A 25,615-nucleotide genomic window follows, 5' to 3' on the forward strand; every position below is an offset into this window, starting at 1 on the left:
CCCCTGGGGTGGGGCGGCGGGGACTACCGGGGGCTGTGTGACACCGTTCGTGGCGGCAGGGGTCCGGTCGCCGGCCTGGGGTGCGGTGCTCGCCGCGGCCGACAGTGCCTCGGCGAGTCCACCCAGCTCGACGTGCACGACGAGCACCGGCTTCGAGGGGGTCGCCGCCGCCGCGGAGCGCAACGCATCGGCGAGGGCCGCGTCGTCGGGGGACGTCTCCCCCAGTGCCGGTATGGCCGTCACGACGACCGCGTCGCACGCGTCGTCGGCCAGGGCGTCCGACAGCACCCGGTGGAAGTCGTCCGCCGAGGCGGCGGTCGTCAGATCGACCGGCGGCAGCGGACGGAGCCCTTCCGCGAGGCACGCGTCATAGGTGAGCAGCCCCAACGACTCCGAGTTGCCGAGGATCGCCACGCGCGGGCCCGCCGGGAGCGGCTGCCGGGCCAGCAGCAGCCCCGCGTCCACCAGCTCCGTGATCGTGTCGACCCGGATCACCCCCGCCTGCCGCAGCACCGCGGACACCGTGGCGTGCGGCAGCCGCGTGGCGCGCACCGCGTGCCCCTGCGGGGCCGCCCCATGGCGTGCTCCCTGGACGACGACGAGCGGTTTCACCGCGGCGGTCCGCCGGGCGAGGCGGGTGAACTTGCGCGGGTTGCCGATGGACTCCAGGTACATCAGCACGACATCGGTGTCGGGGTCCTCGTACCAGTACTGGATGACGTCGTTGCCGGAGACGTCCGCCCGGTTGCCGGACGACACGAACGTGGACACGCCCGTCACGCCGGTCACCCCTCCCCCGCGCCGGTGCAGCCGGGACAGCAGCGCGATGCCGATGGCGCCGGACTGGGCGAAGAGGCCGATGCGCCCGGAGCGCGGCATCTGCGGGGCGAGCGAGGCGTTGAGCCGTACGTCGGGGGCGGTGTTGATGACGCCGAACGCGTTCGGCCCGATGATGCGCATGCCGTACGCGCGTGCCATGCGGACGAGTTCACGCTGGCGGTCGTGCCCCTCGGGGCCGCTCTCGGCGTACCCGGCGGAGACCACCACGAGGCCCTGCACACCGTGTTCACCGCACTCGGCGACGACCTCGGGGACCTGCGCGGCGGGGACGGCCACGACGGCGAGGTCGACGGGGTCCTCGATGTCACGGACGGAGGGGTACGCCGGGACGCCGTCCAGCTCCTTGTCCCGCACGGCCTTGTTCACCGCGTAGAGCCGGCCCGCGAAGCCCGCGTCCCGGAGGTTGGCGAGCACGCTGCGGCCCACTCCGCCCGGTGTGCGCCCGGCGCCGATCACAGCCACCGAGCCGGGGGCGAGGAGCCGCTGCACCGACCTGGCCTCGGCCCGCTGCTCCCGCGCGCGCTGCACGGCGACGGAACGGTCGGTGGGCTCCAGGCCGAACTCCAGGCGTACGACGCCGTCCTCGAAGCTGCGCTTCTGCTGGTACCCGGCGTCGGTGAACACCTTGATCATCTTGGAGTTGGCGGGCAGCACCTCGGCGGCGAAGCGCCGGATGCCGCGCTCACGGGCGACGGCGGCGATGTGTTCGAGGAGGGCGGAGGCGACGCCGCGGCCCTGGTGGGCGTCCTGGACGAGGAAGGCGACCTCGGCCTCGTCGGCCGGGGCCGAGGCGGGCATTCCGTCGGCGCCGATGCGGTCATAGCGTACGGTGGCGATGAACTCGCCGCCGACGGTGGCGGCGAGACCCACCCGATCCACGAAGTCGTGGTGCGTGAAGCGGTGGACGTCCTTGGCGGACAGGCGAGGGTACGGCGCGAAGAAGCGGTAGTACTTCGACTCGTCGGAGACCTGCTCGTAGAAGCTGACCAGACGCTCGGCGTCATCAACGGTGATGGGCCGGATGCGTGCGGTGCCGCCGTCGCGCAGCACCACGTCGGCCTCCCAGTGGGCGGGGTACTCATGCCGGTCCGACGAGGTCTGCATGGGCCCCAGAGTACGGCTCGCGTCCGACAACGGCGCGGGGCAGTCTGGGGAAACACAACAGCCGGTGCGCGGTCAGGCCGTGGGCCCGTTCCGGCGTCGCTTCACGATATGGGAAACTGGTCTAGACAACCCGGTCTAGACCTCTTCGAGGTACCCGAGACACACCTGAAGGGCAGCATCACATGGCTGAGCGCCGCGTCAACGTCGGCTGGGCCGAGGGCCTCCACGCCCGCCCCGCTTCCATCTTCGTCCGGGCCGCCACGGCCGCCGGTATCCCCGTGACGATCGCCAAGGCCGACGGCAACCCCGTCAACGCCGCTTCCATGCTGGCGGTCCTGGGCCTGGGCGCCCAGGGCGGCGAGGAGATCGTCCTCGCCTCCGACGCCGAGGGCGCGGACGCCGCGCTCGACCGTCTGGCGAAGCTCGTCGCCGAGGGGCTCGAAGAGCTCCCCGAGACGGTCTGACCCACGCGACACCGGCCTGAAGGCCGCTCGCGGCAGCACAGAAGGGCTCGTCCGATTTATCGGGCGAGCCCTTCGCATTTCGCAGGGCAGAGGGGTCGGGTGAATTAGTCTGCGGCGTCGGGAAATCCGTCCGCGGGCAGCAGAAATAACACCCCTCGAATTCACGCCTTCTTTGTATACGGCCCTCGTGTTAATGCCGCAGACTCGGCGTGTTTACGGGGTGTTGCGAAGTCCTCACACGGTCCGGTCGCTCCGCCGCCGCGGGCCGACCCGCAAAGCGCAGCCGATGCGCCGAGGTCGCCCGCTCGGTGTGCAGAGCGGTGATCGTCCGCGCGCGCTCGCTGTCGCCGCGGGCCACGGCGTCCACGATGCCGCCGTGCTCGGCCCAGGACTCCACGGGGTTGGCCGGCGCCTCGACCGCGTACATCCAGGCGATCTTGTGCCGCAGCTGGGCGAGCGTCGAGGTCAGGGCGGGGCTCCCGGAGGCCTGGGCGAGCGTCTCGTGGAACCAGCCGCCCAGCGAGCGCAGATCCTCGCTGTTGCCCCGCCTGGCCCGCTCCTGGCCCAGCCTGACCAGGCCGCGCAGGACCTTCAGATGCGCCTCCGTGCGGCGCTGGGCGGCACGGGCGGCGCCCAGCGGCTCCAGCAGCATGCGCATCTCCAGCAGGTCGGAGGCCTCCTGCTCGGTCGGCTCGGCGACGCACGCGCCCGCGTGCCGGCGCGTCACCACGAAGCCCTCGGCCTCCAGCGTGCGCAGCGCCTCGCGCACGGGGACGCGGCTCACGCCGTACCGGCGGGCGAGCAGTTCCTCGGTGAGCCGGCTGCCCCGCTCGTAGACACCCGCGACGATGTCATCACGGATCGCCGTGCATACCGAGTGCGCCGGAATACGCATGACCGACCTCCGCCTTAATCCCCGTGAAACGTCATTGATTGACGCGTGTTCAGGTGACTCTATTGCAGCGGGCCGGAATTTCCGATGGCAGTCCGGAATCCATGGATATTTTTTGGACAGCGGGTACGCCACAACAAGGAAAGCCCCGGCTCGGTGAGCCGGGGCCTCCTGAAGGTGAAGCTTTCGTCAGACGTTCACACCGTGCGAGCGCAGGTACGCGACGGGGTCGATGTCCGAGCCGTACTCGGCCGACGTGCGGGCCTCGAAGTGCAGGTGCGGGCCGGTGACGTTGCCGGTCGCCCCGGAGAGGCCGATCTGCTGGCCGGGGGTGACGGTCTGGCCGACGGAGACGCCGATGGACGACAGGTGGCCGTACTGGGTGAACGTCCCGTCGTTCATCTTGATCACGACGTTGTTGCCGTACGCGCCGCCCCAGCCGGCCTCGACGACGGTGCCGGCGCCCACGGCATGGACGGGCGTGCCGGAGGCGGCGTGGAAGTCGACACCGGTGTGGCTGCCGGAGGACCAGACGGCGCCGCCGGCCTTGTAGCCGGTGGAGATGTAGGAGCCGGTGATGGGAGAGACATACGTGTTGAGGCGCTCGCGCTCGGCGGCGCGGGCGGCACGTGCCTTGATCTCCTCGCGCTCCTTGGCGGCGGCGCGCTCCTGCTTCGCCTTCTCGGCGGCGGCCTTGCGGGCCTCCTCCTGCGCCTGCTGCTTGACGGCGGCCACCTCGGCGGCCTGCTGCTGCGCGGCGGCCTGGGCGTCGACCTGCTCGGCGACCGTGTCACCGAGGACGATGATCTGGTTCAGCCCCGTCTGCTCGGGGGCGGGCTCCGCGGCGAGCGCCGGGACGGCGACGGTGCCGACGACACCGGTGGTGGTGAGAGCGGCGACGCCCACGGTCCTCGTGGTCGTGCGCTTCACGCGGCCGGGACGGCGGTGCTTCCCGGGAGCGCGGGTGAACGCCATGGAGTGGCTGATCCTTTCCTTCCCTCTCGCCTACCGGGTTAGCTGACGGGTTCGGAGCAGGAAGGTCTCCTACGGACACCCCTCGTTTCGCGAAGCTCGCGAAGGGCACCCGATTCACCCCAGGGACTGCGGTTGGGTCCCCGGCTCCCCTGGCTCGCGCCGTGGGGGGACTCGGCGATGACTGTCCGGTGCCGCGGGTGCGGCGAACTGCTGGCGAACAGCCGGACCGACGCTAAGCGGGTCGCCTCCGAAATAACAAACGCATCACGGGTTTTGAGGCGTACGCCACAGGTCAGACAGGCAACCTCCGCCATCAATACGGACAAACAGGGGCCCCGGTGACACTTCCGTCACCGGGGCCTCTCGTTCCGCTCGTCCGCGGCCCTTCTCTACTCGGCCGGTACGACGGTGACTTCGCCGATCCCGAGGGCCCTGACCGGCTCCTCGATCTGCGCGGCGTCACCGACCAGGACGGTCACCAGACGGTCCACCGGGAAGGCGCTCACGACGGCCGCGGTGGCCTCCACGGTGCCGGTGGCGGCGAGCTGTCGGTACAGCGTCGACTGGTAGTCGTCCGGCAGATGCTGCTCGACCTGGTCGGCCAGCGTGCTCGCCACGGCCGCCGCCGTCTCGAACTTGAGGGGGGCGACCCCGACGAGGTTCTGCACGGCGACGTCCCGCTCGGCGTCCGTCAGGCCCCCGGCGGCGAGGGTGCGCAGCACCGTCCACAGGTCGTCGAGCGCCGGACCGGTGTTCGGTGTGTCCACGGAACCGCTGATGGCGAGCATCGAGACACCGGAGCCGTCCGGCGCGGAGCGCAGCACCTGGCCGAACGCGCGCACGCCGTAGGTGTAGCCCTTCTCCTCACGCAGGACGCGGTCCAGACGGGAGGTGAGGGTGCCGCCGAGGCAGTAGGTGCCGAGCACCTGGGCCGGCCACACCCGGTCGTGCCGGTCGACACCGACGCGGCCGATGAGCAGCTGCGTCTGGACGGCGCCGGGGCGGTCGACGATGACGACGCGCCCGGTGTCGTCGGCGCTCACCGCCGGCATGGTGCGGGGCTTGGCCGGGGAGCCCGTCCAGGCACCCAGGGTGTCGCCGAGCAGCGCGTCGAGGTCGACTCCGGTGAGGTCGCCGACGATCACGGCGGTGGCCGTCGCCGGGCGGACGTGCCGCTCGTAGAAGGCGCGTACGGCAGCGGAGTCGATGCTCGCCACCGTCTCCTCGGTGCCCTGGCGAGGCCGGGACATGCGGGAGTCCGCCGGGAACAGCTGCTTGGAGAGCTCCTTCGCGGCCCGGCGGCCCGGGTTCGCGGTCTCGTGCGGGATCTCGTCGAGCCGGTTGGCCACGAGCCGCTCGATCTCGCTGTCCGCGAACGCGGGGGCCCGCAGGGCGTCGGCGAGCAGACCGAGCGCCTTGCCGAGCCGCGACACGGGCACTTCGAGGGAGAGGCGGACGCCGGGGTGGTCGGCGTGCGAGTCGAGGGTGGCGCCGCAGCGCTCCAGCTCGGCGGCGAACTCCTCGGCGGAGTGCTTGTCGGTGCCCTCGGAGAAGGCCCTCGTCATGATCGTGGCAACGCCGTCGAGTCCGGCGGGCTCGGCGTCCAGGGGGGCGTCGAGGAGGACCTCGACGGCGACGACCTGCTGGCCGGGGCGGTGGCAGCGGAGCACCGTCAGGCCGTTGTCCAGGGTGCCGCGCTCGGGTGCCGGGAACGCCCAGGGCCTGGCCTCGCCGGCCTGGGGCTGCGGGTGGAAGTCCATGGTCGCGAGCTCGGTCACTTCGCCGACTCCTCGTTCTCGTCGGTGGTCGCGTCGGCGTCCGTCGCCGCGCTCTCGGCCTCGTCGTCGGCCGCGTCGTCGGCGTCGTCGTCGACGGGTTCGTAGACGAGCACCGCGCGGTTGTCGGGCCGCAGGCGCGCCTTGGCGACCTCCTGGACCTCCTCGGCGGTCACGTCGAGCACCCGGTCGACGGCGGTCAGGGCGAGCTTGGGGTCGCCGAACAGGACCGCGAAGCGGCACAGTTCGTCGGCGCGGCCCGCGACCGTGCCGAGCCGGTCCAGCCACTCGCGCTCCAACTGGGCGTGGGCGCGCTCCATCTCCTCGGCCGTGGGGCCCTCCTCGGCGAACCGGGCGAGCTCCTCGTCGACGGCGGCCTCGATGACGGGCACCTCGACGTCGCCGGAGGTCTTGACGTCCATCCAGGCCAGGGAGGGGGAGCCGGCCAGTCGCAGCAGACCGAACCCGGCGGTCACCGCCGTGCGGTCGCGGCGGACGAGCCGGTTGTAGAGGCGGGAGGACTCGCCTCCGCCGAGGATGGCGAGGGCCAGGTCGGCCGCGTCGCACGCGCGTGTGCCGTCCTCCGGGAGGCGGTAGGCGGCCATCAGCGCACGGGCGGGCACCTTCTCCTCGACGACCTCGCGGTGCTGCTCGCCGATGACGTCGGGCAGCCCGCCGTCACGCGGCTGCGGCTTGCCGTCGTAGGACGGGATGGAGCCGAAGTACTTCTCGACCCAGGCGAGGGTCTGCTCCGGGTCGATGTCGCCGACGATCGAGAGGACCGCGTTGTTGGGGGCGTAGTACGTCCGGAAGAACTGACGGGCGTCCTCCAGACTGGCCGCCTCCAGGTCCTCCATGGAGCCGATCGGGGTGTGCCGGTAGGGGTGGCCCTCCGGATATGCGAGCCGGAAGATCCGCTCGAACGCGGTGCCGTACGGCACGTTGTCGTAGCGCTGCCGGCGCTCGTTCTTGACGACGTCCCGCTGGTTGTCCAGGTTCTTCTGGTCGAGCGCGAACAGCAGGCTGCCCATGCGGTCGGCCTCCAGCCACAGCGCGAGCTCCAGCTGGTGGGCGGGCATCGTCTCGAAGTAGTTGGTGCGCTCCCAGCTGGTGGTGCCGTTGAGCGAGCCGCCTGCGCCCTGGACCAACTCGAAGTGGCCGTTGCCCGAGACCTGCTTGGAGCCCTGGAACATCAGGTGCTCGAAGAGGTGGGCGAGGCCGGTGCGTCCCTCGACCTCGTGGCGGGAGCCGACGTCGTACCAGAGGCACACCGCGGCGACCGGGGTCAGGTGGTCCTCGGAGAGCACCACGCGCAGGCCGTTGTCCAGGCGGTGCTCCTTCACTGTCAGGCCTTCGGAGCCTGCCTCGGCTGTGGCCGTGTGACCCATGGGCATGTACGTCCCTTCGATGGCGAGCGCGGTCGCTGGAACCGCGGTTGTCCTGCCGGTCCTGCCACTGTATGCAAGCGTGCGGACGCTCGGCGAAGTTCCCGTAACGCGTACGCCGACGGCGAGAACGCCTTACGCCGAGAGCGAGAACCCCGGATGCCGGGAGCGGGACCGCCGGTGGTCACCGACGGGCAGTGGTTAAGGTCGGCGCACGCGGTTGACACGGCGGCGCCGGGCACCCGCCCCGGCGGGGAATGCCGGGTCGTGTCCGGGTTGTCAGTGCGGCAGTCCACAATGGTCCGCGTCAGAGTCCGTTCACTTGCAGCAAGGAGCCGGCAGCGATGGCCCGCCGCAGCACGAAGACCCCGCCGCCCGACGACGCGTTCGAGGAGCGGATCCTCGACATCGACGTCGTCGACGAGATGCAGGGCTCCTTCCTGGAGTACGCGTACTCGGTCATCTACTCCCGAGCCCTGCCCGACGCCCGTGACGGTCTGAAGCCGGTGCACCGCCGCATCGTCTACCAGATGAACGAGATGGGTCTGCGCCCCGACCGCGGCTATGTGAAGTGCGCCCGCGTGGTCGGCGAGGTCATGGGCAAGCTGCACCCGCACGGCGACTCGTCGATCTACGACGCCCTGGTGCGCATGGCCCAGCCCTTCTCGATGCGGGTCCCCCTGGTCGACGGCCACGGCAACTTCGGCTCCCTCGGCAACGACGACCCGCCCGCGGCCATGCGGTACACGGAGTGCCGTCAGGCCGCCGCGACGAGCCTGATGACGGAGTCGATCGAGGAGAACACGGTCGACTTCGCCCCGAACTACGACGGCCAGGAGCAGGAGCCGGTCGCACTGCCCGCCGCCTTCCCGAACCTGCTGGTCAACGGCGCCTCGGGCATCGCCGTCGGTATGGCCACCAACATGCCGCCGCACAACCTGGGCGAGGTCATCGCGGCCGCCCGCCACCTGATCAGATACCCGAACGCGGACCTGGACGCCCTGATGAAGCACGTCCCGGGCCCCGACCTGCCCACGGGCGGGCGGATCGTCGGACTCACCGGCGTCAGGGACGCGTACGAGACGGGCCGCGGCACCTTCAAGATCCGCGCCACGGTGGCCGTGGACAACGTGACGGCGCGCCGCAAGGGCCTCATCGTCACGGAGCTGCCGTTCACCGTCGGCCCCGAGAAGGTGATCGCCAAGATCAAGGACCTGGTCGGCTCGAAGAAGCTCCAGGGCATCGCCGACGTCAAGGACCTCACAGACCGCCAGCACGGCCTGCGGCTCGTGATCGAGATCAAGAACGGCTTCGTGCCGGAGGCGGTCCTGGAGCAGCTCTACAAGCTGACGCCGATGGAGGAGTCCTTCGGCATCAACAACGTGGCGCTGGTCGACGGCCAGCCCCTCACCCTGGGTCTCAAGGAGCTCCTGGAGGTCTACCTCGACCACCGCTTCGAGGTGGTGCGCCGCCGCTCGGAGTTCCGCCGCGGCAAGAAGCGCGACCGGCTGCACCTGGTCGAGGGCCTGCTCACGGCGCTGCTGGACATCGACGAGGTCATCCGGCTGATCCGCTCCAGCGAGAATTCCGCGCAGGCCAAGGAGCGCCTGATGGAGCACTTCTCCCTGTCGGACGTCCAGACGCAGTACATCCTCGACACCCCGCTGCGCCGGCTCACCAAGTACGACCGCATCGAGCTGGAGGCGGAGAAGGACCGGCTCAACGCGGAGATCGCGGAGCTGACGCGCATCCTGGAGTCGGACGCCGAGCTGCGCAAGCTGGTCTCCGGGGAACTGGCCGCGGTGGCGAAGAAGTTCGGCACCGAGCGCCGTACGGTGCTGCTGGAGTCGTCGGGCGCCCCGGTGGCGGCGGTTCCGCTCCAGGTCGCGGACGACCCGTGCCGGGTGCTGCTGTCCTCGACGGGGCTGCTCGCCCGTACGGCCCATGCCGAGCCCTTCGCGGCGGACGCGGACGCCAAGCGCACCAAGCACGACGTGATCGTGTCGGCGGTCCCGGCGACGGCCCGCGGCGAGATCGGCGCGGTGACGTCCACCGGCCGTCTGCTGCGGCTGAACGTGATCGACCTGCCCCAGCTGCCCGACACGGCGGCCGCCCCGAACCTCGCGGGCGGCGCCCCGCTCGCGGAGTTCCTGTCCCTCCAGGACGGCGAGACGGTGGTCTGTCTGACGACGCTCGACGAGTCGTCGCCGGGCCTCGCCATCGGCACCGAACAGGGTGTGGTCAAGCGGGTGGTGCCCGACTACCCCACCAACAAGGGGGAGTTGGAGGTCATCACCCTCAAGGAGGGCGACCGGATCGTCGGCGCGATCGAGCTGCGCACGGGCGAGGAGGACCTGGTCTTCATCACGGACGACGCCCAGCTGCTGCGCTACCAGGCCTCGCAGGTCCGCCCGCAGGGCCGCCCGGCCGGCGGTATGGCGGGCATCAAGCTCACCGAGGGCGCGAAGGTCATCTCCTTCACGGCGGTCGACCCGGCCGTGGACGCGGTGGTCTTCACGGTGGCGGGCTCGCGCGGCACGCTGGACGACTCCGTCCAGACCACGGCCAAGCTCACCCCGTTCGACCAGTACCCGCGCAAGGGCCGCGCCACGGGCGGTGTCCGCTGCCAGCGGTATCTGAAGGGCGAGGACTGCCTGTCCTTCGCCTGGGCGGGCCCGACTCCGGCCCGTGCCGCCCAGAAGAACGGCACTCCGGCCGACCTGCCGGAGATGGACCCGCGCCGCGACGGCTCGGGCGTCTCCCTGGGCAAGCCGGTGGCCTTTGTGGCGGGCCCCTTCTGATCTAGACGGACGGCGGGCCGCGGCACCCTCGGACGGAAGACGTCCGAGGGCGCCGCGGCCCGACTCGTTGCGTCAAAGGGTGTCGCGGCCCAGCGGTCACTTCAGAGGGGGTCGCGGCTCCACGGTCGCACCGGAGGAGGTCGCGGCTCCACGGTCACTTCAGAGGAGGTCGCGGCCCCACGGTCGCACCGGAGGGCGTCGCAGGGACGGTCGCTTCAGGGCGTGTCGTAGGAGGGGTCCGGTTCGCCGGTCTCCTGCTCCTTGTCCGGTACGAAGCGCAGGACGCCCCACATGCTGTGCTCGTCGGCGTGGGGGGCGTCGTCCTTGCACGCCTCCAGCTCCTTGGTGAGGGCGGCGGCGTCGATACCGGTGCCGATGAGGACGAGCTGGGTGAGCCTCGGCTCGTCGCCCGGCGCCCACGGCTCGGGGTAGAACCGCAGGAACCGCCCGACCGCGTGCACGGCATACCGGTTGCGGGTGTCGTGCGGCCCGAAGTCGACGTACCCCTTGATGCGGTACAGCCCGTCCGACCTGCTGTCGAGGAAGTCCAGCAGCCGCCGGGGGTTCATCGGCAGGTCGGAGACGAAGGCGACGCTGTCGTACGCGGTGTGCAGATGCCCGAGGTGATCCTCGTGGGTGTCGCCGCCCTCACCGTGGGCGTCGGCGCCGTGGCCGCCGGTGGCGTCGTCCCCGCCGTGCGGGTCGGCGCCGTCCTTCCCGTGGAGGTCGTCGTGCCGGTGGAGGTCGTCGAAGGAGAGCTGCCCGATACGTTCCTCGCTGGGGCGGCAGTCGAAGAGGAACGCGGGGTCGACGCGCCCGTACGTCGCGGCCACGACGGCGGCGCCCTCGCTGAGCGACCGGACGAGTGCGAGGACACGCTCGCCGTCCTCGGCCCGGTCGACCTTGTTGACGACGACGAGGTCGGCGATGGCGAGGTGCCGGTCGATCTCGGGGTGCCGCTGCCTGGTGTCGAGGAACTCGGCCGCGTCGACGACCTCGACCAATCCGCCGTACACGACCCGGGGATTCTCGCTGGCGAGCACCATCCGCACGAGTTCCTGCGGCTCGGCGAGCCCGCTGGCCTCGATGACGATGACGTCGATGCCGGTGGCGGGGTCGGCGAGCCGCTCCAGGTACACATCCAGCTCGCCGGCGTCGACGGCACAGCACAGACACCCGTTGCCCAGCGACACCGTGGAGTCGCCGAGGGCGCCGGCCACCGCCATCGCGTCGATCTCGATGGCCCCGAAGTCGTTGACGACGGCACCGATGCGGGTGCCGCCGCTGCGTTGGAGGAGGTGGTTGAGGAGGGTGGTCTTGCCGGATCCCAGGAATCCGGCAAGGACCACTACCGGGATCTGCTGCGGCCCCCCAGGGCCCGGACTCGACGACTGGCTCAACGCGCGCCCTCTCTCACACCGTCGCGTGCGCCGGCTCGCGGCCGGCCGCCGTACCGGGACGGCTCACGGACCGGCGTTCGCCGGAACACCGCAGCTCCCGTACGGCTTTGTACTGCTGCCCCAGGATACGAGTGGGCACACGGCCCACACGAAGGGAACGATTGTCAGCGGCGCCCGCGGGGCACACGATGTGCATGGCGCCGGTTTCTGACACCCGCACATCCTTCCGTGCGCCTCCTCTCCGCCTCCCAGCCGACCAGGGCCGCTCGGCGACACTGGGAGACGGCAAGCGCGCCGCCCACCGCTCGCCGGTCCCCATCCTGTCGACCCGTGTCCGACGACCGGCGGATGGACGCCTGAACCGGGGGTTGACATGGCCACACAGAACTTTGGGATACGGAGGCTGGGCTCCGCCGCCCGGGACCGGCTCGCCTCGGCCGCGCAGGCCCTGACGGAGAGAGGCGCCCGACAGCGCAGGCACGCCGCGCTCGCCGAACAGCACCGGCTCCACTTCGACCTGCTGTGCAAGGCCATGGCGGACCCGGCCCTGGCAGCCGTGCTCGACACCTACGAGACCGATGTCCCGCCGGAGCGGCAGCGCCAGTACCTCTTCGCGAACGCCCTGTACGTCAACGCCCTCTACTACCACCGCATCGGTGCGCTCAGCCTGGGCGAGCTGTACGGGCACCTGCGGGTGATGGCGCGCAACACGATCTTCCGGGAGTACTGGGCGGCCACGCGTCACCACCGGGACAGCCTGCCCGACGCGTCGGAGGAGGCGGCGCTGGGCGACATGATGAACGGTCTCGTCGAGGAGATGAACCATCTGGTCGAGGACCCCGACGACGGAGACGAGTGGTGGGTCACAGGGCAACCGCCGGACGAGTGATTCACTCTCAAGTCCCGTCAAGCGGCGAGACGTTGGGACATCCGGACCGGTAATCTCTCCGCATCCTGCTCGGGAAGAACCTCCTGCTCAGGTCCTTGCATGTGCGGCGTAGGGCTGCAGATCCCCACCCGAGGCAGCAGCCCGTTCATGAGCATCCGTGGGCCCGCTCATGAACCGACCGGACGCACCATGGGTCATCCACTCGCGCAGCGCCCCGGCTGAGGCCCCTCTCGCTCAATGCCTCTAGGACCGGACTTGAAGATCGTGCGTCGAGTTGGCGCCTCGCCCAGGGAGCGCGGCAGCGCCACGGGCCAGACCTGCCCCGACATCTTCGAACTCAGCGACGGCAACTTCGCCGTCATCGGCACCGAAGCCACCGCCGACCTCGACGGTGAGCTGCCGCCCGACGCGGCGCGCGCCCCCTACGAACGCATCGTGATCATCTCGCGCGAGACCCTGGTCCGCGCCAAAGCCGACATCCCCGATGCGTGAGACGACCGTGCTCATATGACGGAGCGCGTCGCACGAGCCCGGCACCTCCCCCGTGGTGCCGGGCTTCGTCCGTGAAACGGGAACGGGGAATGTCAGGCGACCAGCGGTACGGCCGCCGGGGGAACCGGTCCCACATAGCGTGCCGCCGGACGGATGATCTTCGAGTCCTGGGCCTGTTCGAGGATGTTGGCGCTCCAGCCGACGACGCGGGCGGCGGCGAAGGTCGGGGTGAACATCTCGCGGGGCAACCCGCACAGCTCCATGACGACGCCCGCGTAGAACTCGACATTGGTGTGCAGCTCACGGCCCGGCTTCAGTTCGGCGAGGATGGCCTCCACCTGCCGCTCGACCTCCGTCGCGAAGGCGACGCGCGGTCCGCCGAACTGCTGCGCGATGCCGCGCAGCATGCGGGAGCGGGGGTCCTCAGTGCGGTACACGGGGTGGCCGAAACCCATGATGCGGTCGCCGGCGAGGACGCGTTCCCGGATCCACGCGTCGATGCGGTCCGGGGTGCCGATCGCGTCGAGCGTGTCCAGCGCCCGGCTGGGGGCGCCCCCGTGGAGGGGCCCCGAGAGCGCGCCCACCGCACCCACCAGACAGGCCGCGACGTCGGCGCCCGTCGAGGCGATCACGCGGGCGGTGAAGGTTGACGCATTGAATCCGTGGTCAATGGTTGAGATCAAGTATTGCTCGATCGCCCGCGCAGCCCAGAGATCGGGTTCCGTGCCCGTCAACATGTACAAGTAGTTCGCGGCGTACGGCAGATCGTCGCGGGGCTCGATCGGGTCGAGCCCCTGCCCGAGCCGGTACAGCGCGGCGAGCAGCGTCGGTACGGCCGCCGAGGCGGCGAGGGCGTCCGCGCGGCGCCGGCCCTCGTCGAGGTCGTACACCGGGCAAAAGCCCTTCGCGGCGCCGAGCAACGACAGCGCGGTACGCAGACCGGAGAGCGGCCCCGAGTGCGCGCTCGCCGCCGCGATGGCGGGCAGGGTGACCCGCACGTCGTCGGGCAGCCGGCGCAGGGGACCGACCTCAGCGGCGAACGCGGCCCGCCGCGCGGCATCCGGCAGTTCGCCGTCGATCATCAGGTGCCAGACATCCTCGAAGCCGCGGGTCTGCGCGAGCTCGACGGCGGAGTACTGGCGGTAGTGGTAGAAGCCCTCCTGCCCCCTGACGTCACCCAATTCGGTGTCGGTGACGACGACGCCCGCGAGTCCTCGCGGCACGTCGACGGAGGCGGTCGCGGCCCTGGTGATCTGCATGTCTCCTCCTTGAACTTGATTCGACTGTCCATGCTTGACTCGATCTCTGTCAATATTGATTGAATCAATGTCATGCTCAACGGATACGGTGACGCCCATGACGGAGCAAGGCGCGCGCGCATCGACGAACCCGGCGAACACCTCCGCCCTCCCGGGGCGACGGCTCAGCACGAGGGAGACCGCCGAACTGCTCGGAGTGAAGCCGGAGACCGTCTACGCCTATGTGAGCCGCGGCCAGCTCAGCAGCCGCCGGGACACGGCGGGCCGGGGCAGCACCTTCGACGCCGAGGAGGTCGCTGCACTCGCGCGCCGCAACCGGCGGGAGAGCGGCACTGCCTCGTCCGGCGGGGGCGAGCTGTCCGTCCGCACCCGGCTGACCCTCATCGAGCACGATCACTACTACTTCCGCGGCGTCGACGCGGCGGAACTGGCCGCGCGCCACTCCTACGAAGAGGTCGCCGAGTGGCTGTGGACCGGCGAGCCGCGCCCCGGCGCGACCTTCACCGCGCCGAAGACGTCCGTGTCCGCCGCCCGCCGCGCGGTCGACGCGCTGCCGGAGCACAGCGGCCCCGTCGACCGGCTGCGGGTCGCGGCCGTCGCGGCGGCGGCCGCCGACCCCCTGCGCTTCGACCTCTCCGAGGAGGCGGTGCTCGGCACCGCGCGCACCCTCATCCCCACGCTCGTCGCCGCCCTCCCGCTGTCCTCGCGCGGCCATCGCGACGCCGGCCCGCTCGCCCACCGCCTCTGGGCCCGGCTCAGCGGACGCGCGCCCGACGAAGCCGCCCTGCGGGCGCTGGACACCGCGCTCGGGCTGCTCGCCGACCACGACCTCGCCGCCTCCACCCTGGCGGTCCGCGTCGCCGCCTCGGCGCGCGCGCACGCGTACGCGGCGGTCTCCGCGGGGCTGGGTGCCCTGGAGGGCCCGCTGCACGGTTCGGCCAGCGCCCTCGCCCACCGGCTGCTCACCGATGTGCTGGACCACGGCAGCGCCGTCCCGGTGATCGCGGAGGAACTGCGCTCCGGCCGCGGCATCCCCGGTCTCGGCCACCGTCTCTACACGGGCGAGGACCCCCGCGCGCGTGCCCTGTTCGCGCTCCTGGCCGACATGCCCCATGCGGCCCCCGCCCTGGCGGCCGCCCGCGACATCGTGTCGACCGCCGCCCGGCACACCCCCCTGCACGCCAACGTCGACCTGGCCCTGGCAGTCCTCACGGCCTCCAGCGGCATGCCCCCGACCGCCGGCGAGACGATCTTCGCCGTCGCCCGCACCGCGGGCTGGATCGCCCACGCGCTGGAGGAGTACGGCGAGCGCCCCCTGCGGATGCGCCCGAGCGGCCAGTACGTGGGGGTACGACCGCCGCAACCACTGCTGGAGTGACCTGCCGGAGGTCGGAGTGACCTGCCCGAGCCCGAGTGACCTGCCGGAGTGACCAGTCGGAGGCCGGAGCGACCGGCCGGAACGGCCACCGCCGAGGCACGCGGAACGCACCGCTCGCCGCGCCGGTGTCCACCCCTTCGGCCCGCCCGGAGGCCGCGCGGCCGAAGTCAGGTTAGGCTCACCTCTGTGAGTACGTGCACCTCCGCGTCCCGACACCTCGCCGAGCCTCTCGCGGGGACCGCCGCCACGGCGAGGACATGGCTGCTGCTGGAACAGCCGGGTCCCTGGGGCGCCCAGGCGCTCACATCGAGCCACCTGGACCCCGCGCTGGGCCGCGCCCTCGAGGCCGCCATCGAGGGCACCGGCGTCCGCGTCGCGCTCATCCGGCGGCCGGGCCGCCACGCCGACTGCCGCGAGGTCCATGAGCGCCAGGTGTACGTGGCGCACACGGTCCCTGGGAACGTCTGGCTGCACCGCGCCACCACGACCGCCCCGGAGCGCCTGCTCGACCTCGACTTCGCCGCGCTCGGCGAAGGCGACCCCCGCTCCTTCCATGCGGTCCTTCAGGGCCGCCCCCACACCGGCCGGCCCCTCGCGCTCGTGTGCACCAACGGCAAACGCGACCGCTGCTGCGCCCTTCTCGGCCGACCGCTCGCCGCCGAGCTGGCCGCCTCCGGTGTCGAGGGCACCTGGGAGGTCACCCATCTCGGTGGGCACCGCTTCTCGCCCACGCTCCTCGTCCTGCCCTCCGGCTACGTCTACGGCCGCGCCGAGGCCCACCATGTCAAGGAGGTCCTCCACGCCGCGCGGGCGGGGCGGATCGTCACCGAGGGCTGCCGCGGGAACTCCGCCTGGGAGCGACCCGGGCAGGCGGCGGAACTGGCGGTGCGCGCGGCGACGGGCGAGGACGCGGCCGACGCCCTCACCGTCCTGCGCACCGACGGCGCCGCCCCTCACTGGGAGGTCACCGTCACCCACGTCGACGGCCGCCGCTGGAGCGTCACCGTCTCCCAGGGGGCGGCCCAGCCGCCCCGTCCCGAGAGCTGCGGCTCTCCCCTGGGCTCACCGGCGCGGATGGACGTGACGGCCGTACGCGAACTGGTACCGACGGCGCTCGCCGGTTAGGGACCGGCCCGCGCCCGGCCCACCCTTCGCTCCCCGGCCACGCCCCCGCGCCTCCTTGAGATACCCGCCACACCCCTCTACGTGCGGCGCACGCCGTCCACGTACCGTCAGGGGTATGAGCCCCACTCCCCCCGCACGTCGCCTGCGTCTCGGGATGCCGCGGCGGGTGTTCTCGCAGGTCCTGCTGATGCAGGTGGCGATCGCCGCCGGTGTCGCCGTCCTCGCGACCGGGCTGTTCCTCGCACCGCTCAGCGACCAGCTGGACGACCAGGCGATGCGCCGCGCCCTCGCGATCGCCCAGACCACGGCGGCCCAGCCACAGATCGCCGAGGACCTGGTCACGACCGAACCGTCCGTGAAGGGGCCGGTGCAGGTCGAGGCCGAGCGGATCCGCAGGGCCAGCGGCGCCGAGTACGTCGTGGTGATGGACGACCGCGGGGTGCGCTGGTCCCACCCGGACCCCACCGAGATCGGCGGCCTCGTCTCGACCGACCCGCGCCGCGCCCTCGCCGGGAACGAGGTCATGGAGATCGACTCGGGCACCCTGGGGCGATCCGCCCGGGGCAAGGTGCCGCTGCGCGACGCCGACGGGAGGATCGTCGGGGCCGTCTCGGTCGGTATCGAGTACGACAATGTGCGCGCCCGGTTGATCCACGCCATTCCCGGGCTCCTCGCGTACGCGGGCGGGGCGATGGCGGTCGGCGCGCTGGCGGCGTATCTGATCTCCCGACGGGTCCATCGGCAGACCCGTGACCTGGCCTTCTCTGACATCGCGGGGCTCCTCGCGGAGCGCGAGGCGATGCTGCACGGCATCCGGGAGGGTGTGGTCGCCCTGGACCGCGCGGGCCGCGTGCGCCTCCTGAACGACGAGGCGCAGCGCCTCCTGGGCCTCGGCGACGAGGTGGTGGGCCGGTCGCTCGACGAGGCGCTCGGCGCGGGTCGTACGACCGATGTGCTGGCCGGCCGGGTCACCGGCACCGATCTGCTCACCGTCCGCGGCCGACGCGTCCTGGTCGCCAACCGAATGCCGACCGACGACGGCGGCGCCGTGGCCACCCTGCGGGACCGTACCGAGCTGGAGCAGCTGGGCCGCGAACTGGACTCCACGCGCGGTCTGATCGACGCCCTGCGCGCCCAGGACCACGAGCACGCCAACCGGATGCACACCCTCCTCGGCCTGCTCGAACTGGAGATGTACGACGAGGCCGTGGACTTCGTCGGTGAAGTGGTCGGCGACCATCGCGCTACCGCCGAGCAGGTCACCGAGAAGATCCACGATCCGCTGCTCGCCGCGGTACTGGTCGGCAAGGCGACCGTCGCGGCCGAGCGTGGCGTGGCCCTGACGGTCACCGGCGGGACCCCGCTGCCGGACAGGCTGATCGATCCGCGTGGACTGGTCACCATCGTCGGCAACCTCGTCGACAACGCCCTCGACGCCGTCGCGGGGACCCCGCACGCGCGCGTGGAGGTCGAGTTGCGGGCCGAGGGACGTACGGCGATCCTCCGGGTCCGCGACACCGGCCCCGGAGTCCCGCCCGAACAGCGTGAGTTGATCTTCACGGAGGGCTGGTCCACCAAGACGCCCCCGGCCCACCGCGAGCGCGGTATCGGGCTCTCCCTGGTGCGTCGGCTCGCCGAACGGCAGGGAGGCAGCGCCCGGGTCACCGAGGCGGACGGCGGAGGCGCCGAGTTCATGGTCGTCCTGCCGGAGGCGCTGGCGGAGCCGGGGCTGGTGACGCAATCGTCCGCGTCGGCGCTTACGTCTACGGCACCCGACGAGGGAGCCGGCCCGCACGACGAGCCGACGGCGGGCCGTGAGGCGCGACCGGGTACGGCGCACGAGCCGGAGGACGCCGTCCCAGCCGCCGATAAGGAGTCACGATGATCGAGGTCCTGGTCGTGGACGACGACCTGCGGGTCGCCCGGGTGAACGCCGCCTACGTCGAGAAGGTCGCCGGTTTCCGAGTGGCGGGCGTGGCGCACAACGCGGCCGACGCACTGGAGCAGTTGGAGAAGCTGCCCCGGGTGGACCTCGTCCTCCTGGACCACTACCTCCCGGACGACACGGGCCTCATGGTCGTCCAGGAGATGCGCCGGCGCGGCCACCAAACCGATGTGATCATGGTGACGGCGGCACGTGACGTCTCGACGGTCCAGGCGGCGATGCGGCAGGGCGCCCTGCAGTACCTGGTGAAGCCGTTCGCGTTCGCGGGGCTGCGGGCCAAGCTGGAGGCGTACGCGGAGCTGCGGCGCACCCTGGACGGCGGTGGCGAGGCCGAGCAGGCGGAGGTGGACCGGATCTTCGGCGCGCTCTCGGCGGGCGGCGAGCCGGACCTGCCCAAGGGGCACTCGGCCACCACCACCGAGGTCGTGCGCCGGGCCCTGATGACCGCCGAGGGCCCGCTGTCCGCCCAGGAGATCGCCGATCGGACCGGCCTGAGCCGCCAGACCGCCCAGCGCTACCTGAAGCTCCTGGAGCGCACCGGACGCGCCCGCCTGACCCTCAAGTACGGCGACGCGGGCCGCCCGGAGCACCGCTACGAGTGGGCGACCCGCCCCTGACCTCACCCACCCCTGACAGCACTCCAGGACGCGCGCGGTGAAACGCCGCCGACGGGCGCCCCTGGAAGGCCGTCAGACCGCCCCGGCGCCCGTCAGTGACCGCACCTCGGTCTCCGCGTGCTTCGCCTCATCGGCCGGTTCGGCGGAGGTGACCGTGCCCAGCCAGCCGGCGAGGAAGCCCAGAGGCACCGAGACGAGGCCCGGGTTCTGCAGCGGGAAGTACTGGAAGTCGACGCCGGGGAACAGGGATTCGGGGCTGCCGGACACCACCGGCGACAGCAGCACCAGCACCACGGCCGGGACGAGTCCGCCGTACACGGACCACACGGCGCCGCGGGTGGTGAAGCCGCGCCAGAACAGCGAGTACAGCAGCACGGGCAGATTGGCCGAGGCGGCGACGGCGAAGGCCAGCCCGACGAGGAAGGCCACATTGAGGTCGCGGGCGAGCAGCCCGAGCGCGATGGCGACGGCCCCGATCCCGGCGGCGGCGGTACGCGCGACGGCCACCTCGCTGTACGGCCTCGAGCGTCGCCGCCGCAGGGACGCGTACAGGTCGTGGGCGACCGACGCGGACGAGGCGAGGGTGATGCCGGCGACGACCGCGAGGATCGTCGCGAAGGCGATGGCGGCGACGACCGCGAACAGAACCGTCCCACCGGTGGAGCCCGCTCCGCCGCCCAGATCGAGCGCGAGGAGCGGAACGGCCGTGTTGCCGGCCGCGTTCGAGGCTCGAACGGCCGCGGGGCCGACGATCGCGGCCGCGCCGAAGCCCAGCACGATCGTCATCAGGTAGAAGCCGCCGATGAGGCCGATCGACCACACGACCGAGCGGCGCGCGGCGCGGGCCGTCGGCACCGTGTAGAAGCGGGACAGGATGTGCGGCAGCCCGGCCGTGCCCAGCACCAGGGCGATCCCGAGGCTGATGAAGTCGAGGCGGGCGGTCCAGTCACCGCCGTACTTCAGCCCCGGTGCGAGGAAGGCCGCCCCGTGTCCGCTGCGCTCCGCGGCCGTCCGCAGCAGCTGGTCGAAGTCTCCGTGGAACCGCATCAGGACGAGCACGGTCAGCGCGATCGCCCCGCCCATCAGCAGGACCGCCTTCACGATCTGAATCCAGGTGGTCGCCCGCATCCCTCCCAGCGACACATAGACGACCATGAGCGCGCCGACGCCGATGACCGTCCAGGCACGCGCCGCCTCGCCCTCGCCGCCCAGCAGCAGCGCGACGAGGGTGCCCGCGCCCACCATCTGCGCCACCAGGTACAGAACGGACACGGTGACCGAGGAGGTTCCCGCCGCGATCCGGACCGGGCGCTCGCTCATCCGTGCCACGACCACGTCGGCGAGCGTGAACCGCCCGCAGTTGCGCACCAGTTCGGCCACCAGGAACAGCACCACGAGCCAGGCCACCAGGAAGCCCACCGAGTACAGCAGTCCGTCGTACCCGAAGAGCGCGATGAGGCCGGAGATACCGAGGAAGGACGCGGCGGACATGTAGTCGCCCGCGATGGCAAAACCATTCTCCATCGGCGAGAACAACCGGCCGCCGGCGTAGAACTCCTCCGCCGAACCATGCCGGTTGCGACTGACCCAGGTCGTGATACCCAGGGTGATCGCGATGAACACGCTGAACAGCAGCAGGGCCAGTGTCTGATGGTTCTCGGTCACCGCTCGCCCCCTGCGATGCCGCGCGTCAACTCCTGTGTGTCCCACCGCAGATCGAGCGCCGCCCGGTCCCGACGCAGCCGTGCGTGGCGCGCATAGGCCCAGGTGAACAGGAAGGTCGTCAGGAACTGTCCGAGCCCCGCCAGCATCGCCACGTTGACCGCGCCCGCCACGGGTCGTGCCATCAGCCCCGGCGCGGTGGTGGCGGTGACCACGTATCCCACGTACCAGCTGAAGAAGATCGCGACTCCCGGGATCACGAATCTTCGGTACCGGCGACGGACCTCCTGGAAGGCGGCGCTGCGCTGCACCTCCACATACACATCGCCCGCGGCCCGCCCCTCCTCCCGAGCGGGCGGCACGACGGGCGGCACCCCTCCCGTGCCGTCCACCTCTCCCCAGCCGGAGGCCAGCGCGTCATACCAGGGATCATCGAACCGCACGTCCGCCGGGGCCGCCCCTTGCCCCACGACCGCACTCTCGGAACCACCCGCGCGACGGCGGGACCGGCCGGTACTTGACTGCATGCCCAAGCATGGACAGACCGCGGTGATCCCCGCCGAGGCCCTTCGCCATTGTTCACCCCATCAGGTGAAGCACGGGCCGACTTCGTGCCTGAGACAGTGCGCCCGCCCGACCGACGGTCGGACGGGCGCGGCGCTCACGCGTCGATACGGGACCGGTCCAACGTGGCCGCGGAGCTGGAGATGAACTCCTTGCGCGGCGCGACGTCGTTCCCCATCAGCAGGTCGAAGACCTGTTCCGCCGCCTCCAGGTCCGACAGGTTGATCCGCCGCAGCGTCCGGTGGCGCGGGTCCATGGTCGTCTCCGCCAGCTGGTCAGCGTCCATCTCGCCGAGGCCCTTGTACCGCTGGATGGAGTCCTTGTAGCGGACGCCCTTGCTCTGGAACTCCAGCAGCTTGTCCCGCAGCTCCCGGTCGGAGTACGTGTAGACGTACTTGTCCTGGCCCTTCTTCGGCTGGACCAGCTCGATCCGGTGCAGCGGCGGCACCGCGGCGAAGACGCGGCCCGCCTGGACCATCGGCCGCATGTACCGCTGGAACAGCGTCAGCAGCAGGCATCGGATGTGGGAACCGTCCACGTCGGCGTCGGTCATCATGATGATCTTGCCGTACCGAGCCGCGTCGATGTCGAACGTACGCCCGGACCCGGCCCCTATGACCTGGATGATCGCGCCGCACTCGGCGTTCTTGAGCATGTCCGTCACGGACGACTTCTGAACGTTGAGGATCTTGCCGCGGATCGGCAGCAGCGCCTGGAACTCGGAGTTCCGGGCGAGCTTCGCCGTACCGAGCGCCGAGTCGCCCTCGACGATGAACAGCTCGCTGCGGTCGACGTCGTCGCTGCGGCAGTCGGCGAGCTTGGCGGGCAGCGACGACGACTCCAGGGCGGTCTTCCGCCGCTGCGCGTCCTTGTGCTGACGTGCGGCGATACGCGTACGCGCGGCCGCGACGACCTTCTCCATGACGACCCGCGCCTGCGCGGCGGCGTCCCGCTTGGTGGAGGTCAGGAACGCCTTGAGCTCCTTGGAGATCACCTGTGCGACGATCCGGCGGGCCGCGGACGTACCGAGGACCTCCTTGGTCTGGCCCTCGAACTGCGGCTCGGCCAGACGCACGGTGACAACGGCGGTCAGACCCTCCAGGGCGTCGTCCTTGACGACGTCGTCCTCGGCGACCCGGAGCATCTTCTTGGCGCGCAGCACCTCGTTCATCGTGGTCGCCACGGCCTGCTCGAAGCCGGCGACATGGGTGCCGCCCTTGGGCGTGGCGATGATGTTCACGAACGACTTGAGGGTCGAGTCGTAGCCGGTGCCCCAGCGCAGCGCGACGTCGACGCCGAGTTCCCGGGTGACCTGGGTGGGGGTCATCTGGCCGTGCTCGTCCAGCACGGGGACGGTCTCCCTGAAGGTGCCCTCGCCGGTGAAGCGGAGGATGTCGCAGACGGCCTTGTCGGTGGCCAGGTACTCGCAGAACTCGCTGATACCGCCGTCGAAGCGGAAGGACTCCTCACCCTTGCTCCCACCCTCGCCGAGCCCGTACTCGTCGCGGACGACGATGGTCAGGCCGGGCACCAGGAACGCGGTCTGGCGGGCACGCTGGTGGAGGTTCTCCAGCGAGAGCTTGGCGTCCTTGAGGAAGATCTGGCGGTCGGCCCAGTAGCGCACGCGCGTGCCGGTGCGCGTCTTGGGGATCCGCTTGGCCTTGCGCAGCCCGCTCGCGGCCTCGAACTTCGCGTCCGGGCCGTTGCCCGCGAAGGCGCCCGGCACACCGCGCCGGAAGCTGATGGCGTGGGTGCCGCCGTTGCGGTCGACCTCGACGTCCAGACGGGCGGAGAGCGCGTTCACCACGGAGGCGCCCACGCCGTGCAGACCGCCGGAGGCCGCGTAGGAGCCCCCTCCGAACTTTCCGCCGGCGTGCAGCTTGGTCATGACGACCTCGACGCCGGACAGGCCGGTCTTGGGCTCGACGTCCACGGGGATGCCGCGTCCGTTGTCCCGGACCTCCACGGAGGCGTCGTCGTGGAGGATCACCTCGATGTGGTCGCAGTAGCCTCCGAGGGCCTCGTCCACGGAGTTGTCGATGATCTCCCAGAGGCAGTGCATCAGGCCTCGACTGTCGGTCGAGCCGATGTACATTCCGGGGCGCTTCCGCACGGCCTCGAGCCCCTCGAGGACGAGCAGGTGCCGCGCGGTGTAGTTGGAACCGTCCCGGTCTGCTCCGGTCAGCAGCGCTGTGGACGGCACGGACGTCTCGGCGGTCACGCGGTTCGCTCCTCGCTGAATTTCAGGTGAGGCCCTTTTGGGTAAGGGGCCCGGCTCGGTTGCCGGTCCGAGGGTACCGAGCCCTGGTAGAGCCGTTGTAACGCCACCCTCGCTGGAAACTCAGGGTAGTCCAGGCTCGCATGCGTGTTCGATCCCTCGATGGGGTGAAGTACATATCACGTTCCCTTCGAGGCATGAACCATTTAGGCTCCGGGCACGTCCTCATGAACAACCGGCAACCCAGCCGGGAGGACCGTACAACCGAGAGAGCAACCACCAGAACCACCGACAGACAGCGCGAACCCGTACGACACGAAGACACGCACTACGGCTCATTCGCCGCCAACCGGCAACAGACAGCCGGCCTGGAAAGATTTTTTCGAGGAAAAGCCGCGAGCGGGAACGTTTTCGGCCTGGTTGGATGTTGACCCTGGTACGACAGCTCGTCGAGCTAGAGAAGAGGCGACGTGACTACTGTTCTGACCCCCGCGACCCCGCTGACGGCCGCTGACCGATGCGACCGCTGCGGCGCCCAGGCCTATCTGCGCGTCGTCCTGCTGAGCGGTGGAGAGCTGCTGTTCTGCGCCCACCACGGGCGTAAGTTCGAGCCTGAGCTCAAGAAGATCGCCGCGGAGATACAGGACGAGACGGAGCGGCTGACGTCCGTTCCCGCCACCGCGGAAACCGACGAACGCTGACGCTTCGCACCAACGACGAGCCGACACCGGCTCGAGGCCGGTGACCGGGCGGCCACTCCCGCACACACGGGGTGGCCGCCCGCTCTCGTTCCGCGCGCCCGCTCTCGCGGCCCTGTACGGCACCGTGGCGGTGCCGCGTCGGGGGTGCGGCTCATGTGCCGGTACGGCGTTCAACGACCTCTCAGAGGCTCTCCGCCAGCATCTGGGCCGCGTAGGAGCCCCTGGTGTACACCCCCGGGCTCCCGGCCAGCCCGCAGCCGCTGCCCCACGACACGAGTCCGATCAGCTTGCCCTGGGCGACGAGCGGCCCTCCGCTGTCCCCCTGGCAGGCGTCCCGGCCGCCGTTCAGCTCTCCCGCGCACACCATGGAGTCGGCCCGATACCGGCCCTCCGCGCCGCCCGGGTAGGCCGTCTCGCACACGGAGTCGGCCAGCACCCGCACCGACGCGGCCCGCAGGCTCAGCGCGTAGTCCCCGGCGCCCGTGGTGTCACCCCAGCCGTAGACGGCCGCGGCCGTGTCCGCCTCGTACGCCGGATCGCCGGCTTCCGCCAACGGGAGGACGGAGCTCGCCGGCAGCGGCGTCGCCAAGGTGACCACGGCGAAGTCCCCCACATTCGTATAGGCGTCGTAGTGCGGATTGACCCAGGTGTCGCTCACCGGGATCTCACGGCCCTCGTTCGACTGCAGATCGGCGCGGTCCGTGATGACCTTCAGGTCGGGGAGCCCTGCCGGGGGCCCGCCCAGCACGTCCTCGCTGAGGCAGTGGGCGGCCGTCATGACCGTGGAGGGACCCACCACGACGCCGCCGCAGAACTGCCCGGCTCTCGTACCCCCGAACCGGTCACGGCTGGACAGTGCCACCGTCCAGGGCGCCTGGGAGATCTCTACGGGGTGACCGCCGATGACGACGTCGGCGGTCGCGGTCGGCGGTGCGGCCAGCGGTATGACGGCCGTGGCGGCCGCGAGGGCCAGCAGTCGGGCGATGGTGGGACGCATGCGCGCTCCTGACTCCGGGAGATGGATGGCACACCCAGAGTTATCCACGTGGCGGGCGCCCGCATGCCGCGCCCACGCCGAAGGCCCGGCTCCTACGAGGGAACCGGGCCTTCGATGCCTGTCTCGGCCAGC

20 protein-coding genes and 1 riboswitch are annotated in these 25,615 nt (G+C 71.2%); of the genes, 9 read left to right on the top strand and 11 right to left on the bottom strand.

Annotated elements, in window-relative coordinates:
- The coding region (locus AOK15_RS03860; RefSeq protein WP_055512743.1) for a GNAT family N-acetyltransferase at positions 1 to 1,944 on the bottom strand (1,944 nt) is incomplete at its 3' end.
- Between the two features lie 182 nt (positions 1,945 to 2,126).
- Between AOK15_RS03860 and AOK15_RS03865 the strand changes: the two genes are divergently transcribed.
- Positions 2,127 to 2,408 carry an HPr family phosphocarrier protein gene (locus AOK15_RS03865; protein WP_007385204.1) on the top strand — a complete coding sequence of 94 codons (282 nt, stop codon included), beginning with the start codon at positions 2,127 to 2,129 and terminating at the stop codon, positions 2,406 to 2,408.
- A gap of 190 nt (positions 2,409 to 2,598) precedes the next feature.
- On the opposite strand, the gene AOK15_RS03870 is transcribed toward AOK15_RS03865, so the two are convergent.
- The 4 genes from AOK15_RS03870 to AOK15_RS03885 form a co-directional block, all read right to left on the bottom strand.
- The gene (locus tag AOK15_RS03870; protein ID WP_055512745.1) at positions 2,599 to 3,303 is read right to left on the bottom strand and encodes a GntR family transcriptional regulator; all 705 of its coding nucleotides are present in this window, start codon (positions 3,301 to 3,303) and stop codon (positions 2,599 to 2,601) included.
- 186 nt (positions 3,304 to 3,489) lie between these two features.
- Complete coding sequence (locus AOK15_RS03875; RefSeq protein ID WP_055512747.1) at positions 3,490 to 4,275, bottom strand: M23 family metallopeptidase; 786 nt, start codon at positions 4,273 to 4,275, stop codon at positions 3,490 to 3,492.
- Between the two features lie 12 nt (positions 4,276 to 4,287).
- Positions 4,288 to 4,462: riboswitch (cyclic di-AMP (ydaO/yuaA leader) on the bottom strand.
- A 202-nt stretch (positions 4,463 to 4,664) separates the two neighbouring features.
- Positions 4,665 to 6,053: a M16 family metallopeptidase gene (locus AOK15_RS03880; protein ID WP_055512749.1), complete on the bottom strand. Its 1,389-nt coding sequence runs from the start codon at positions 6,051 to 6,053 to the stop codon at positions 4,665 to 4,667.
- A complete protein-coding gene (locus AOK15_RS03885; protein WP_079058290.1) occupies positions 6,050 to 7,438 on the bottom strand; it encodes a M16 family metallopeptidase in 1,389 nt (462 codons plus the stop codon). Before AOK15_RS03885 ends, AOK15_RS03880 begins: the two co-directional genes overlap by 4 nt.
- Positions 7,439 to 7,779: 341 nt before the next feature.
- Between AOK15_RS03885 and AOK15_RS03890 the strand changes: the two genes are divergently transcribed.
- Entirely contained in the window at positions 7,780 to 10,236 is a 2,457-nt protein-coding gene (locus AOK15_RS03890) for a DNA gyrase/topoisomerase IV subunit A (RefSeq protein ID WP_055512751.1), read from the top strand.
- A 215-nt stretch (positions 10,237 to 10,451) separates the two neighbouring features.
- On the opposite strand, the gene AOK15_RS03895 is transcribed toward AOK15_RS03890, so the two are convergent.
- The gene (locus AOK15_RS03895) at positions 10,452 to 11,636 is read right to left on the bottom strand and encodes a CobW family GTP-binding protein (protein ID WP_055512753.1); all 1,185 of its coding nucleotides are present in this window, start codon (positions 11,634 to 11,636) and stop codon (positions 10,452 to 10,454) included.
- 373 nt (positions 11,637 to 12,009) lie between these two features.
- On the opposite strand from AOK15_RS03895, the gene AOK15_RS03900 reads away from it, so the two are divergent.
- Both AOK15_RS03900 and AOK15_RS03905 read left to right on the top strand, forming a co-directional pair.
- On the top strand, positions 12,010 to 12,525 hold the full coding sequence (locus AOK15_RS03900; protein WP_055512755.1) for a DUF6082 family protein: 516 nt from the start codon (positions 12,010 to 12,012) through the stop codon (positions 12,523 to 12,525).
- Positions 12,526 to 12,780: 255 nt separating this feature from the next.
- Complete coding sequence (locus AOK15_RS03905) at positions 12,781 to 13,017, top strand: hypothetical protein (RefSeq protein ID WP_055512757.1); 237 nt, start codon at positions 12,781 to 12,783, stop codon at positions 13,015 to 13,017.
- Positions 13,018 to 13,109: 92 nt separating this feature from the next.
- On the opposite strand, the gene AOK15_RS03910 is transcribed toward AOK15_RS03905, so the two are convergent.
- The gene (locus AOK15_RS03910) at positions 13,110 to 14,276 is read right to left on the bottom strand and encodes a citrate synthase/methylcitrate synthase (protein WP_055512759.1); all 1,167 of its coding nucleotides are present in this window, start codon (positions 14,274 to 14,276) and stop codon (positions 13,110 to 13,112) included.
- 97 nt (positions 14,277 to 14,373) lie between these two features.
- Here AOK15_RS03910 and AOK15_RS03915 point away from each other — a divergent pair, with 97 nt between their 5' ends.
- From AOK15_RS03915 to AOK15_RS03930, 4 genes are all read left to right on the top strand, one after another.
- Entirely contained in the window at positions 14,374 to 15,654 is a 1,281-nt protein-coding gene (locus tag AOK15_RS03915; RefSeq protein WP_055512761.1) for a citrate synthase, read from the top strand.
- 186 nt (positions 15,655 to 15,840) lie between these two features.
- Positions 15,841 to 16,779 carry a sucrase ferredoxin gene (locus AOK15_RS03920; protein ID WP_055512763.1) on the top strand — a complete coding sequence of 313 codons (939 nt, stop codon included), beginning with the start codon at positions 15,841 to 15,843 and terminating at the stop codon, positions 16,777 to 16,779.
- A 115-nt stretch (positions 16,780 to 16,894) separates the two neighbouring features.
- Complete coding sequence (locus AOK15_RS03925) at positions 16,895 to 18,664, top strand: ATP-binding protein (RefSeq protein WP_079058291.1); 1,770 nt, start codon at positions 16,895 to 16,897, stop codon at positions 18,662 to 18,664.
- The gene (locus AOK15_RS03930; RefSeq protein ID WP_055512766.1) at positions 18,661 to 19,341 is read left to right on the top strand and encodes a response regulator; all 681 of its coding nucleotides are present in this window, start codon (positions 18,661 to 18,663) and stop codon (positions 19,339 to 19,341) included. Before AOK15_RS03925 ends, AOK15_RS03930 begins: the two co-directional genes overlap by 4 nt.
- Before the next feature lie 72 nt (positions 19,342 to 19,413).
- On the opposite strand, the gene AOK15_RS03935 is transcribed toward AOK15_RS03930, so the two are convergent.
- The 3 genes from AOK15_RS03935 to AOK15_RS03945 form a co-directional block, all read right to left on the bottom strand.
- Positions 19,414 to 21,006, bottom strand: a complete 1,593-nt coding sequence (locus AOK15_RS03935; protein WP_055512768.1) for a solute symporter family protein — start codon at positions 21,004 to 21,006, stop codon at positions 19,414 to 19,416.
- The gene (locus AOK15_RS03940; RefSeq protein ID WP_240508292.1) at positions 21,003 to 21,530 is read right to left on the bottom strand and encodes a DUF485 domain-containing protein; all 528 of its coding nucleotides are present in this window, start codon (positions 21,528 to 21,530) and stop codon (positions 21,003 to 21,005) included. Before AOK15_RS03940 ends, AOK15_RS03935 begins: the two co-directional genes overlap by 4 nt.
- Before the next feature lie 134 nt (positions 21,531 to 21,664).
- The gene (locus tag AOK15_RS03945) at positions 21,665 to 23,788 is read right to left on the bottom strand and encodes a DNA gyrase/topoisomerase IV subunit B (protein ID WP_055512776.1); all 2,124 of its coding nucleotides are present in this window, start codon (positions 23,786 to 23,788) and stop codon (positions 21,665 to 21,667) included.
- A 467-nt stretch (positions 23,789 to 24,255) separates the two neighbouring features.
- Between AOK15_RS03945 and AOK15_RS03950 the strand changes: the two genes are divergently transcribed.
- Positions 24,256 to 24,486, top strand: a complete 231-nt coding sequence (locus AOK15_RS03950; protein WP_055512778.1) for a DUF7455 domain-containing protein — start codon at positions 24,256 to 24,258, stop codon at positions 24,484 to 24,486.
- Positions 24,487 to 24,667: 181 nt separating this feature from the next.
- Here AOK15_RS03950 and AOK15_RS03955 read toward each other — a convergent pair whose 3' ends face one another.
- On the bottom strand, positions 24,668 to 25,483 hold the full coding sequence (locus AOK15_RS03955) for a serine protease (protein WP_055512780.1): 816 nt from the start codon (positions 25,481 to 25,483) through the stop codon (positions 24,668 to 24,670).
- Positions 25,484 to 25,615: the final 132 nt, after the last annotated feature.

Origin of the sequence: Streptomyces ossamyceticus (genome assembly GCF_001418475.1) — a bacterium.
GTDB classification, from domain to species: domain Bacteria; phylum Actinomycetota; class Actinomycetes; order Streptomycetales; family Streptomycetaceae; genus Streptomyces; species Streptomyces ossamyceticus.

Coding starts and splice junctions, on each gene's coding strand:
- AOK15_RS03865 (WP_007385204.1), top strand. CDS start 2,127: ATGGCTGAGCGCCGCGTCAACGTCGGCTGGGCCGAGGGCCTCCACGCC.
- AOK15_RS03870 (WP_055512745.1), bottom strand. CDS start 3,303: ATGCGTATTCCGGCGCACTCGGTATGCACGGCGATCCGTGATGACATC.
- AOK15_RS03875 (WP_055512747.1), bottom strand. CDS start 4,275: ATGGCGTTCACCCGCGCTCCCGGGAAGCACCGCCGTCCCGGCCGCGTG.
- AOK15_RS03885 (WP_079058290.1), bottom strand. CDS start 7,438: ATGGGTCACACGGCCACAGCCGAGGCAGGCTCCGAAGGCCTGACAGTG.
- AOK15_RS03890 (WP_055512751.1), top strand. CDS start 7,780: ATGGCCCGCCGCAGCACGAAGACCCCGCCGCCCGACGACGCGTTCGAG.
- AOK15_RS03900 (WP_055512755.1), top strand. CDS start 12,010: ATGGCCACACAGAACTTTGGGATACGGAGGCTGGGCTCCGCCGCCCGG.
- AOK15_RS03910 (WP_055512759.1), bottom strand. CDS start 14,276: ATGCAGATCACCAGGGCCGCGACCGCCTCCGTCGACGTGCCGCGAGGA.
- AOK15_RS03915 (WP_055512761.1), top strand. CDS start 14,374: ATGACGGAGCAAGGCGCGCGCGCATCGACGAACCCGGCGAACACCTCC.
- AOK15_RS03925 (WP_079058291.1), top strand. CDS start 16,895: ATGAGCCCCACTCCCCCCGCACGTCGCCTGCGTCTCGGGATGCCGCGG.
- AOK15_RS03930 (WP_055512766.1), top strand. CDS start 18,661: ATGATCGAGGTCCTGGTCGTGGACGACGACCTGCGGGTCGCCCGGGTG.
- AOK15_RS03940 (WP_240508292.1), bottom strand. CDS start 21,530: ATGCAGTCAAGTACCGGCCGGTCCCGCCGTCGCGCGGGTGGTTCCGAG.
- AOK15_RS03955 (WP_055512780.1), bottom strand. CDS start 25,483: ATGCGTCCCACCATCGCCCGACTGCTGGCCCTCGCGGCCGCCACGGCC.